General features: G+C 70.1%; 10 protein-coding genes and 1 pseudogene. 5 read left to right on the forward strand and 6 right to left on the reverse strand.

Annotation, left to right across the window (positions count from 1 at the left end; translation table 11 throughout):
• The first annotated feature begins 91 nt into the window (after positions 1-91).
• From xdhB to D7Y13_RS31195, 3 genes are all read left to right on the forward strand, one after another.
• Positions 92-3,394 carry a xanthine dehydrogenase molybdopterin binding subunit gene (gene xdhB, locus D7Y13_RS31185; RefSeq protein ID WP_244222396.1) on the forward strand — a complete coding sequence of 1,101 codons (3,303 nt, stop codon included), beginning with the start codon at positions 92-94 and terminating at the stop codon, positions 3,392-3,394.
• An 84-nt stretch (positions 3,395-3,478) separates the two neighbouring features.
• Complete coding sequence (locus D7Y13_RS31190) at positions 3,479-4,336, forward strand: MbnP family copper-binding protein (protein WP_120537428.1); 858 nt, start codon at positions 3,479-3,481, stop codon at positions 4,334-4,336.
• An 11-nt stretch (positions 4,337-4,347) separates the two neighbouring features.
• Entirely contained in the window at positions 4,348-5,496 is a 1,149-nt protein-coding gene (locus D7Y13_RS31195) for a methanobactin export MATE transporter MbnM (protein WP_120537429.1), read from the forward strand.
• Between the two features lie 27 nt (positions 5,497-5,523).
• Here D7Y13_RS31195 and D7Y13_RS31200 read toward each other — a convergent pair whose 3' ends face one another.
• The 3 genes from D7Y13_RS31200 to D7Y13_RS31210 all read right to left on the reverse strand — a co-directional run bounded on the left by D7Y13_RS31200 (position 5,524) and on the right by D7Y13_RS31210 (position 7,152).
• A complete protein-coding gene (locus tag D7Y13_RS31200; RefSeq protein ID WP_120537430.1) occupies positions 5,524-6,018 on the reverse strand; it encodes an SMI1/KNR4 family protein in 495 nt (164 codons plus the stop codon).
• Positions 6,019-6,022: 4 nt separating this feature from the next.
• Entirely contained in the window at positions 6,023-6,535 is a 513-nt protein-coding gene (locus D7Y13_RS31205; RefSeq protein WP_233595916.1) for a hypothetical protein, read from the reverse strand.
• 191 nt (positions 6,536-6,726) lie between these two features.
• Entirely contained in the window at positions 6,727-7,152 is a 426-nt protein-coding gene (locus D7Y13_RS31210; protein ID WP_120537432.1) for a FixH family protein, read from the reverse strand.
• A gap of 163 nt (positions 7,153-7,315) precedes the next feature.
• Here D7Y13_RS31210 and D7Y13_RS31215 point away from each other — a divergent pair, with 163 nt between their 5' ends.
• Positions 7,316-8,002 carry a hypothetical protein gene (locus tag D7Y13_RS31215; RefSeq protein ID WP_147444496.1) on the forward strand — a complete coding sequence of 229 codons (687 nt, stop codon included), beginning with the start codon at positions 7,316-7,318 and terminating at the stop codon, positions 8,000-8,002.
• A 16-nt stretch (positions 8,003-8,018) separates the two neighbouring features.
• Positions 8,019-8,678 carry an SCO family protein gene (locus D7Y13_RS31220; RefSeq protein WP_120585581.1) on the forward strand — a complete coding sequence of 220 codons (660 nt, stop codon included), beginning with the start codon at positions 8,019-8,021 and terminating at the stop codon, positions 8,676-8,678.
• Between the two features lie 46 nt (positions 8,679-8,724).
• Here D7Y13_RS31220 and D7Y13_RS31225 read toward each other — a convergent pair whose 3' ends face one another.
• From D7Y13_RS31225 to D7Y13_RS45960, 3 genes and pseudogenes are all read right to left on the reverse strand, one after another.
• The gene (locus D7Y13_RS31225; protein ID WP_120585582.1) at positions 8,725-8,925 is read right to left on the reverse strand and encodes a hypothetical protein; all 201 of its coding nucleotides are present in this window, start codon (positions 8,923-8,925) and stop codon (positions 8,725-8,727) included.
• Between the two features lie 22 nt (positions 8,926-8,947).
• Entirely contained in the window at positions 8,948-9,664 is a 717-nt protein-coding gene (locus D7Y13_RS31230) for a DUF1775 domain-containing protein (RefSeq protein ID WP_120585583.1), read from the reverse strand.
• Between the two features lie 105 nt (positions 9,665-9,769).
• Positions 9,770-10,604: pseudogene (locus tag D7Y13_RS45960) on the reverse strand (hypothetical protein); the annotation flags it as partial.

Below are 10,604 nucleotides of genomic sequence, written 5' to 3' on the forward strand. Positions count from 1 at the left end.
CGCGACCTCCGGCACTTCGGCACCCAGCGCGTCCTCCACGTCCACCAGCGACGCGGCGCCGCCCACGTACCAGCCGTCCGCTTCCCGGCGGATGGCGCGCAGCGACTCCACCCCGCCCCTGCGCTACGAGGCCCGGGACGGCCTGTTCCTGCGCCCCGGCACCTTCGAGGACCTGCTCGCGCTCAGGGCCCTGCACCCGGAGGCGATGCTCGTGGCCGGCGCCACGGAGCTGGGCGTGGACATCACCAAGAAGTCGCGCCGCTACCCCTTCCTCATCTCCACGGAAGGCGTGGAGTCGCTGCGCGCCATCCGCCGGGAAGCGGACGGCTGGTACGTGGGCGGCGCCGCGTCGCTGGTGGACGTGGAGGACGCGCTGGGTGCCGAAGTGCCGGAGGTCGCGAAGATGCTCAACGTCTTCGCCTCGCGGCAGATCCGCCACCGCGCCACGCTGTCGGGAAACCTCGTGACGGCGTCCCCCATCGGGGATCTGGCGCCGGTGCTGCTCGCACTGGACGCGAAGCTGGTGCTCGCCTCCGCGCGCGGGGAGCGGACGATTGCGCTGTCCGACTTCTTCCTCGCCTACCGCAAGACGGCGCTCCAGCCGGATGAGGTCGTCCGCTTCATCGTCATTCCCCACGCGCCGGGGAAGGACAGCGGAGTGAAGCGCCACTCGGACAGCTTCAAGGTGTCCAAGCGCCGCGAGCTGGACATCAGCATCGTCGCTGCGGGCTTCTGCATCGAAACGGACGCGCTGGGCATCGTGCGCACCGCGAGGCTGGGCTACGGCGGCGTGGCGGCCACGCCGGTGCGCGCGCTCAAGACCGAGGCGCTGCTCGTGGGCCACCCCTGGAACGCCGAGGCAGTGGCGCGCGTCCGGACGACGCTCGCGGCGGAGTTCACGCCCATCAGCGACCTGCGCGGCAGCGCGGACTACCGGCGCGGGCTGGTGGTGTCGCTGCTGGAGAAGTTCGCTTCCGGCGAGCACAGCCCCGTGCTGGACGCGCGGCCCCGCTTCATCACCGGCGAGCCCTCCGCCACGGCGGACGCGGGACGCGAGCTGCGCCACGAGAGCGCGCTGGGCCACGTGACGGGCGGCGCGCAGTACGTGGATGACCTGGCGCAGCGCCGTCCCATGCTGACGGTGTGGCCGGTGCTGTCGCCGCACGCGCACGCGCGCATCCTCCGCCGCGACGCCAGCGCCGCGTTGAAGGTGCCCGGCGTGGTGAAGGTGCTGCTCGCGGAGGACATCCCGGGCATGAACGACACCGGGCCCATCCGCCACGACGAGCCGCTGCTCGCGAAGGACGAGGTCCTCTTCCACGCGCAGGTGGTGGCGCTCGTCATCGGTGAAACCCCCGAGGCCTGCCGCGAGGGCGCCCGCCAGGTGGTGGTGGACTACGAGCCGCTGCCGGCGGTGCTCACGCTGGACGAGGCCCGCGCGCAGGGCAGCTACCACACCGAGCCGCACGTCATCCGCCGGGGCGACGTGGACCGCGCGCTCGCGTCCAGCCCGCACCGGCTGGGCGGTGAAATCGAGATGGGCGGCCAGGAGCACTTCTACCTGGAGACGCACGCCGCCTTCGCGGAGGCCGGCGAGGACGGCGACGTCACCGTGACGTCCTCCACCCAGCACCCGTCGGAGGTGCAGGCGGTCATCGCGCACGTGCTGCACGTGCCCCGAAGCCGCGTCGTGGTGAAGGCGCCGCGCATGGGCGGCGGCTTCGGTGGCAAGGAGACGCAGGGCAACGCGCCCGCCGCGCTGGTGGCGCTGGCGGCGGTGCTCACGGGCCGGCCGGTGAAGTGGATGATGGATCGGGACGTGGACATGGCCGTCACCGGCAAGCGCCACCCGTTCCACGCACGGTGGGAGGTGGGCTTCGACGCCACGGGCCGGCTGCTCGCGTTGAGCGCGGACCTCGTGTCCAACGGCGGCTGGTCCCTGGACCTGTCCGAGTCCATCACCGACCGCGCCCTCTTCCACCTGGACAACGGCTACTACGTCCCGTCGGTGCGCTACTCCGGCCGCGTGGCGAAGACGCACCTCGTCTCCAACACCGCGTTCCGGGGCTTCGGCGGGCCGCAGGGCATGCTGGTGATGGAGGACATCCTGGGCCGCATCGCGCGCGTGCTGGGACTGGCGCCGGAGGCCGTGCGGCAGCGCAACCTCTACGACGGCTTTGGCGAAACCAACACCACGCACTACGGCCAGGAGCTGGAGGACAACCGGCTGCCCAAGCTGTGGAACGACCTGCTGGAGTCCTCCGACTTCGCGAAGCGTCGCGCGCAGGTGGATGCCTTCAACGCGAAGAGCCCCCGCATCAAGCGCGGGCTCGCCATTACGCCGATGAAGTTCGGCATCTCCTTCACCGCCACCTTCCTCAACCAGGCGGGCGCGCTGGTGCACGTGTACCGCGACGGCTCCGTGCTGCTGTCGCACGGCGGCACGGAGATGGGCCAGGGGCTGCACACCAAGATTCAAGGCGTGGCCATGCGCGAGCTGGGCCTGTCCGCGGACCGCGTGCGCGTGGCGCAGACGGCGACGGACAAGGTGCCCAACACGTCCGCGACGGCGGCCTCCAGCGGCTCGGACCTCAACGGCGCGGCGGTGCGTGAGGCGTGCATCACCCTGCGCGAGCGGCTGGCGCCAGTGGCCGCGCGGATGCTCATCCAGTTGCACGGGCAGGCGGTGTCCCCGGACGCGCTGCTGTTCCGGGATGGCGTCATCGCGGCGGCGTCGCGGCCGGAGCTGGGCCTGCCCTTCGCGGACGTGGTGGAGGAGGCCTACCGCGAACGCGTGGGCATGTCCGTCACGGGCTACTACCGCACGCCGGGCATCGGCTACGACCGGGTGGCGGGCCGGGGGCGACCGTTCCTCTACTTCGCCTACGGCGCGTCGGTGAGCGAGGTGGAGGTGGACGGCGACACGGGCATGAAGCGCGTGGTGCGCTCCGACCTGCTGGAGGACGTGGGCGACTCGCTCAACCCCGGCGTGGACCGGGGACAGGTGGAGGGCGGCTTCGTGCAGGGCGTGGGCTGGCTCACCGGCGAGGAGCTGCGCTGGGATGGCAAGGGGCGGCTGCTGACGCACTCGGCCAGCACCTACGCGGTGCCGGCGTTCAGCGACGCGCCCATCGACCTGCGTGTGAGGTTCCTGGAGCGGGCGGAGCAGCAGGGCGTCATCCACGGCAGCAAGGCCGTGGGCGAGCCGCCGCTGATGCTGGCCCTGTCCGTGCGCGAGGCGCTGCGCGACGCGGTGGCGGCTTTCGGACAGCCGGGCGGAGAAGTGGATCTGCCCTCGCCCGCGACGCACGAGGCGCTCTTCCTCGCCATCCAGAAGCGGCGTGCGCGGGGGGCCGGTGTTCTGGTTCCGGACGAAGCGCGCGAGGTGGCGTAGCGGGGGCGCGGGTGCGGCAACATGCCACGGCATGTCCAGGCGGTCGGTGCGTTAGAGGGGAAGGACCTTTCAAGGAAGATTCCCATGACCTCCGTGCTCCGCTCCCGCGTCCTCCTTCCGCTGGCCCTCCTGGGTGTCGTTGGCTGTGAGAAGGAGGAACGCCGGCGGGAGGTGGAGATCCCCGTCGTCGCGTTCGTGGGCACGGAGCCCTTCGCGTGCGGCAGCACCTACACGAACGTCGGGGCGTCGAAGACGACCTACGAGCCCATGGACTTCCGCGTCTACGTGCACGACGTGAGGCTGCTCACCGCGGACGGGCAGGAAGTGCCTGTCGAGCTGGAAGACAGCAACTGGCAGAGCAACGGCGTGGTGCTGCTGGACTTCGCCAACAAGGACGGCCTGTGCACCCAGGGCACGGAAGGCATGAACACGTCCATCAAGGGCACGGTGCCGCTGGGCGACGACTACCACGGCGTGCGCTTCACGCTGGGGGTGCCGGAGACGCTGAACCACGGCGACGTGTCCACGGCGCCCGCGCCGCTGAATGACACCGGCCTGTTCTGGAGCTGGCGCTCCGGTTACCTGTTCACGCGCATCGAGGGCCGCACGCCGGGCCTGACCCAGGGCCACGTCATGCACCTGGGCAGCACCGACTGCGCGCCTCCGCCGGAGGGCCAGACGAGCGGCACCGCGGGCTGCACGAACAACAACCGTCCGGAGGTGAAGCTGGACGGCTTCAACCTGGAGACGGGCAAGGTGGTGATGGACCTGGGCGCGTTCTTCTCCGGCTCCAACCTGGACACGAACGCGACGGGCACGGCCGAGGGCTGCATGTCGTCGCAGGCGGACAGCGACTGCGCGCCGCTCTTCGAGCGGCTGGGGCTCGGGTTCGGAGCGCAGGCCGCGAACCCCGCCGCGCAGTCCTTCATCCGGGCCGAATAGGAGCTCCCGCCGTGGCACGACGACGATGGCAACCGTGGAAGTGTCTGGCGACGGTGGCGCTGCTGGCCACCGGCTGCACGGATCCGGAGCTTCCACCGGACGGCCCCGCGCCGTACGACTGGAAGCTGCCCGCGGGCTTTCCCACGCCGCGCGTGCCCGAGGACAACCCGATGACGGAGGCGAAGGTGCAGTTGGGCCGGAGCCTCTTCTACGACAAGCGCCTGTCGCTCAACGGCACGCAGTCCTGCGGCTCGTGTCACGAGCAGGCGCGCGCCTTCACCGATGGGCGCGTGCACTCGGTGGGCAGCACCGGCCAGACGCACCGCCGCAACGGGCAGGGCCTGGCCAACGTGGCGTACGCGACGAGCCTCACCTGGGCGAACCCGGCGCTCACCACGCTGGAGTCGCAGGCGCTGACGCCGCTGTTCGGTACGGAGCCGGTGGAATTGGGCAACGCGGATCAGCAGGAGGCGTTGCTCGCGAGGCTGCGGGAGGACGCGGCGCTGTCGGCGCGATTCGCGGAGGCGTTTCCTGGAGAAGCGACGCCCGTGTCGCTGGCCACGCTGACGCGAGCGCTGTCCTCGTTCGAGCGCTCCATCATCTCCGGCACGGCGCCGTATGATCGCTACCTCTTCGGGGGCGATGTGCAGGCACTGAGTCCGGCGGCCAAGCGGGGGCTGGAGTTGTTCCTGTCGGAGCGCATGGAGTGCGACCACTGTCACTCCGGCTTCAACTTCCAGGACGCCACCGCGCACGAAGCCACGCCGGAGCCCATCCTGCCGTACCACAACACGGGCCTCTACAATGAGGACGGCCAGGGCGCGTTCCCGGCCACGGATCCAGGCCTCATCGAACTGACGGGCCGCGCGGAAGACATGGGGCGATTCAAAGCACCGTCCCTGCGCAACGTGGCCATCACCGCGCCGTACATGCACGACGGCAGCATCGCCACGCTCTCCGAGGTGCTGGACCACTACGCGGCGGGAGGGCGTGCACGGGCGATGAATGGAGGCGCGGCGAGTCCGCTCCAGAGCCCCTTCGTGCGCGGCTTCACGCTGACGCCCGCGGAGAAGGCGGACGTCATCGCGTTCCTGGAGACGCTCACGGACACGGAGTTCCTGCACGACCCACGCTTCGCGGATCCGGCCGTGGTGCCGTGAGCCGGAGCATGAGCCGCGCCTGGATTGTCATTCCTCGGTCTTGAGCCAGAACCACCGTTCGTTCGAGGCCAACGCGCCCGCCAGGAACTCCCCGAACGAACCCGCGATGCGGCGGCAGTAGTACGGATCCGGGAATCCCTCCCGATAGCCGTCGATGACGGGATAACGGCCGTCATGCGGCTCGCTGACGTCCACGAGGATGTAGTTGCTGTCCCGGACTTCGCACGCCGCGTACCACGATGCGGGTCCGGCCTTGTCGGAGTCGTCCTTGAGCATGACCACCCGCGCGCGCTGGATCATCGCCAGCGGGAAGAATCGGAATGCCGGATCGATGACGCGACGGTGTTCAGCGCTCCACTGGCCGAAGAGTTCGGCCCCATCGCAGTGCAGGTAGAAGGCGCGAAGGTCCGGATCCAGGCGCCATCCCATGCATTGCTCGAAAGCTTCGATTTGCCCAGGCGTCGCAGGTGGATGTGCGTGGTGGAGGCGCGAAACCTCTTCGAGCAGGGCGGACATCGTCATGGGGCTACTCTCCGTAGGGGTAGCTGCCCCCGGCGCTCGTCCAAGGGGGCTCGTTCGCGTAGCACTGGTTATAGGGCGTCAGCAGGTCGCCGTGGAGGTCCTTGGGGAACGGGATGATGTTGTCCCAGTCGGTGGGGTTGCCTCCATGCTTGAGATCGCGGATGTGGTGCCCCTGATACGGGTCCCCATTGGCCTCCTTCGGCCACTCGCCGAACCGCTCCGCCCATCGCTCGCGGAACCCCGCGCGGCTGTTATTCCAACGGTCGCGCGCGTTCTGCGTCGCCCCAATTGAAAGCGGAGCGTAGTTGCAACAACAGTGCGCCATGCCGAACCGGCTCCCGGCCCGCACGATGTCGCCCGTGAAGTCCATCTTTACATCCGCGAGCCAGATGCAGCCCTGGAGGGCGTACCCTTCTCCTGCGCACTTGTCGCGGCAGTAGTTCATGATGTTGGGGCTGCACTGCCAGGGGCCGTAATAGATGACCGTGCGGAAGTTCCCGCCGCCAGGAACTCGCACCTCTGGCCCCACCCACTTTCGGAAGCCGCCAGCAGCGGTCATTGCGCCCTCTGCGCACGCGGTGACCAGCACGAGGGATAGGACTGCAACCCAACGTCTGGCGGACGTGTTGTTCGTGGTTGTCATAGGCACGCACCGTACCGTGCGGTTCCGACAGGTCGTCCGCGCGCATGCCGGGTTCGCCAGCCGAATCAACGTCCCAGCTTGAAGGTGATGACCGCCGTGTCTTCCACGGTGTCCTTCAGCGTGAAGCGCAGTTCCCAGGCCCCCGGCATGAACAGGTCCAACTCCGATACCTCGAAGTCGCCGGGCCCGCGCTCGGTGATGCGGGGTGTGTCGGAAATGCCGTGACCCATCGCGGGCATCCAGGGTTGGACGGTCAGCGTTCCTCGCGGCATCGGCTTCCCGGAGGCCACCTCCGTCACCCGCACGCGGAAGACCTGAACGCCGCGTTTGAGCGACGTGGCGGACGAGCGGACCTCCACGCGCAGTCGTCCGGACGCACTGGTCGCGGTCCCCACCAGCAGTTCCGTGTTCACCGTCCCCGCGTCACTTCCAATCATTGGCGCGGGAGGCACCGCGCCCAGCAGCAGCATCCACAACACAAGCATCGTCATCCGCCCTTCGTGGCGGCGCGGATCCGCGCCGGTCTTCCTTTCCCGTAACGGAAGCGCGCACGCCGGCACCGCGACATGTTGTCGCGGCCCCGGGTACGCACGGGGCCCGCGACAACGTGCCGCATCGCACGCGGGCGCCGCGTGCCACAGGGTGCGCTTCGCCATGACCGATTCCCCTGCACGGACGAAGGCTTCCGCGCCCACCTGGGTGTTCGCCGCGCTGGGAGCCATGGGCCTCACCGTGTGCGCGCTGTCATGCGGGGCCATCATGCTGGTGCTGGACTTCGCCCGGCCGGACTCGCAGGACACGACAGCACATCCCCTGACGTCCACGCCGCCACCACCGCTGTATGGCCAGCTTCCGCCCTTCACGCTCCGGGATGATCTGGGCGCGCCCTTTGACACGAGGCAGCTCCGCGGACACCTGTCCCTGCTCCAGTTCGCATCCGGTCCGGAGGGCGCGGGAGCACACCACTTTGAATCCCTGCCCGGCATCCAGGCCCGTCTGAAGGTCCTGGGCGTGCCGCTCCAGGTCGTCCTCGTGGAGTCACGCCCCGTCCCTCCCTCCGACCCTTCGCCGCCTTCCCACGGATGGCGGCGATTGTGGGACGGCGCGGAGCTGGAGTCCTCCGCGCGACGCCTGGGCCAGGCCGTCCTACCGGATGACGTCTTCACGCGGGAGCAGGCCTGGACCGCCTGGGTGCTGGTGGATCAGGCCGGAGGCGTGCGCGGGTTCTACGACCTGATCCACGACACGACCGCCGCCGGACGGCTGGTGGAGGACGCGGGCTGCCTCCTCACCTGCGGCCCCATCGCGGTCATCGCGACCCTCACCACGCAAGCCCCCTGAACGAGGCCTCCTCCCGATGCGACCCTCGCCTGTCCCCTCCTCACGGCGCACCTGGCTCCGGGCCGCGCTCGTCGCCCTGCCCTGCGCGGCGCTCCTGATTGGCGCTGTGCCGTGGCTTCAACGCAAGCGCGCCCAGGCCGCCGCCGCGAACCTCCCCGTGCACGGGTCGCTCCCGCGCTTCGAGCTCACCGACCAGACCGGGCGCCCCTTCTCCGACGCCGACCTGAAGGGCCACCTCGTCGTCGCGGATTTCTTCTTCACCCGCTGCCCCACCGTCTGCCCGCTGCTCACCGAACGGATGCTGCGGGTGCAGCGACAGGCACGAGCCCGGGGCCTGGACCTGCGCCTCGTGTCCTTCAGCGTGGATCCCCGCCACGACACCCCGGAGCGACTGACCGCCTACGCTCGCGACCACCACATCGACACGGCCACGTGGTCGCTGCTCACCGGACCGCTGGAGCAGGTGGAGACGACGGTGCTGGAGGGCTTCCGCGTGATGATGGGCCGCGACGCCGACGCGGGCGATGACGACTTCTTCAGCATCTTCCACGGTGAGCACTTCGTCCTCGTGGACGCTCGGGGACAGCTTCGCGGCTACTACAAGGTCACGGGCGACGACACCGGCATGGAGGCCCTGCTCCACGACGCGGAAGTCCTCGCCCACGCCCGGGACTGAGCCCCGCGACAACCCTCCGGCCTCGCGGGGCCCACGCCCTTGACCGCTACCGCGCGGGAGGCTTCAGGTCCTCCGGCAGCCGATCCCCCGGAGGACGCTCCAACGTCCCGGGCCGTTCCACGCCGGAGGGCGTCACGCCCGCGTCAGTGTTCGAGGAGCCCGCGTCGACGGGCGGAGACGAGACCGGGGGCTTGTCCGAACAGGCGGCGAGAACCCCGACAACCATCACGAAGAGCCAGTGGCGCATGGTCGCTGTGTCCCGGGCCGCGTTAGTACTTCACCCAGATGACCGTGCCCGGATGGATCTCCGTCAACGGCTGGGTGCCGGGCTCCTTCTCGATGAGCGCCTGCGTCACGGGGTTGAAGCTGTACGCCTGCGTGCCGGACCAGACGATGAGCGCGTCCTTGAACACGGTGAGGTCATGCACGTGCTCCTCCACCGTGTACTGGTTCCAGCCCGGAAGCCGCGTGGGCAGCAGGAAGAGCGACGGGGCCGGGTTCTCCGTGGGCGCCGTGCCCGCGTCCGTGTCGTGGTTGTGTCCTCCCCCGCCCGTCCCCGTCCAGCCCACCGTCGTCTCCACGCCGGCCCCCGTGCGGCACGTCTGCTCGGTGGGGAAGAACACCGTGGTGAAGGGCTTCGCGGGCAGCTTCGCGCGCAGGCCCAGGTGGATGTAGTGCGTGTCCGCCGCTCGCACGTCGCCAGTCCGGGTCCACGTCACCGACGTCACGTTGCCCGCGCCGTCCTTCTCCACCTCCGCCTTGCCGAACGTGGAGTCCACCGGACGCACGCCCGTGACACCCGCCGGAATCGTCACCTTCACCCGGTACGTGTCCGCGCCGTCGCACCCGTGGCTCACGGTGAAGTCGGCATCGAACGAAACGCCCGCATAGGGAGGCGTGGGTCCCGCGACCGCCGCGTGCGCGAAGGCGGCGGTGGAGAAGAGCGAACCCGCGACGGCGAACAGCGGACCCAGGGGAAGCTTCATCGGGCGACTCCAGGAGGAAGGGAAGCTGCCGAATAGCAGCCCTCCCCGGAGTGCCCGGCTGCGGTCAATTGTCGCAGCGTCCGCACCGGACGCTCCGACGCCGTCTCACGGCAGGGCGATGCGCCCCGGGGCCTGTCCCGTGCCCTGTTCGGTGTGGCAGCTGTTGCAGTCGCCGTTCGTCTGGGGCGTGGCCATCTGCCGCGAGCGGCCGCTCGGGCCCACCAGCCGGGCGCGGTAGGGCAGCGGGAAGGACGGCTGGAGCGTGGTCGACATGAAGTTGCCCGCTTCGTTGGGCACCAGCGTGAGCTTCACCGCGCCCTGCGCGTCGAGGATCTCCACCTTCACGTTGGACGGCGAGCCCAGCCGCGGGTCGCACCCGTCCGCCACGTGCAGCGACGGGAACACCGTGCCCATGAAGAAGTACGCATTGTTGGGCGCCTGCTGCAGATGACAGCTCCGGCACGCATACCCGGGCGCCATCGACGCCCCGGTGCCGCTCGCCTCGCTCCAGAAGCTGTCGCTCGCGCACGTCGTCGGCGCCGGACCTGAAGGAAGGCTGCCGCACGTCCCCGCCGGCATCCCCGACTCCAACCACCGCGTGAGCACGGCGCGCGCCTCGTCCGGAATCGGGGGCTCCGACGCCGGAGGCATCGGCGCCGCCGCGTTCCCCAGCCGCTCCAGGCTGCGCTGCCCCACGCTCTCTTGCGCATGGACCGGTGAGGACCGCTGGAAGTCGGAGCGCGAAAGCAACGCCAGGGGCGCGTTCCCCTTCAGCGGCGTGGTGTGGCAGGACGCGCAACGCTCCGCCACCACGGCCTTCACGTCACACGGCAGTTCGTCCGGTCCCGGGTCCACGCCCGCGTCCGCTCCATCCCCCGGACCGGGGCCGTCCGTCCCCGAACAGCCCAGCACCCCGCCCAACACCGCCGCGAGCCACCAC

Source organism: Corallococcus praedator, from assembly GCF_003612125.1.
GTDB lineage: Bacteria > Myxococcota > Myxococcia > Myxococcales > Myxococcaceae > Corallococcus > Corallococcus praedator.

Excerpts from the sequence above, each read along its gene's own strand:
- xdhB (WP_244222396.1), top strand. The coding sequence starts at position 92 with ATGGCGCGCAGCGACTCCACCCCGCCCCTGCGCTACGAGGCCCGGGAC.
- D7Y13_RS31190 (WP_120537428.1), top strand. The coding sequence starts at position 3,479 with ATGACCTCCGTGCTCCGCTCCCGCGTCCTCCTTCCGCTGGCCCTCCTG.
- D7Y13_RS31200 (WP_120537430.1), bottom strand. The coding sequence starts at position 6,018 with ATGACGATGTCCGCCCTGCTCGAAGAGGTTTCGCGCCTCCACCACGCA.
- D7Y13_RS31210 (WP_120537432.1), bottom strand. The coding sequence starts at position 7,152 with ATGACGATGCTTGTGTTGTGGATGCTGCTGCTGGGCGCGGTGCCTCCC.
- D7Y13_RS31215 (WP_147444496.1), top strand. The coding sequence starts at position 7,316 with ATGACCGATTCCCCTGCACGGACGAAGGCTTCCGCGCCCACCTGGGTG.
- D7Y13_RS31220 (WP_120585581.1), top strand. The coding sequence starts at position 8,019 with ATGCGACCCTCGCCTGTCCCCTCCTCACGGCGCACCTGGCTCCGGGCC.
- D7Y13_RS31225 (WP_120585582.1), bottom strand. The coding sequence starts at position 8,925 with ATGCGCCACTGGCTCTTCGTGATGGTTGTCGGGGTTCTCGCCGCCTGT.
- D7Y13_RS31230 (WP_120585583.1), bottom strand. The coding sequence starts at position 9,664 with ATGAAGCTTCCCCTGGGTCCGCTGTTCGCCGTCGCGGGTTCGCTCTTC.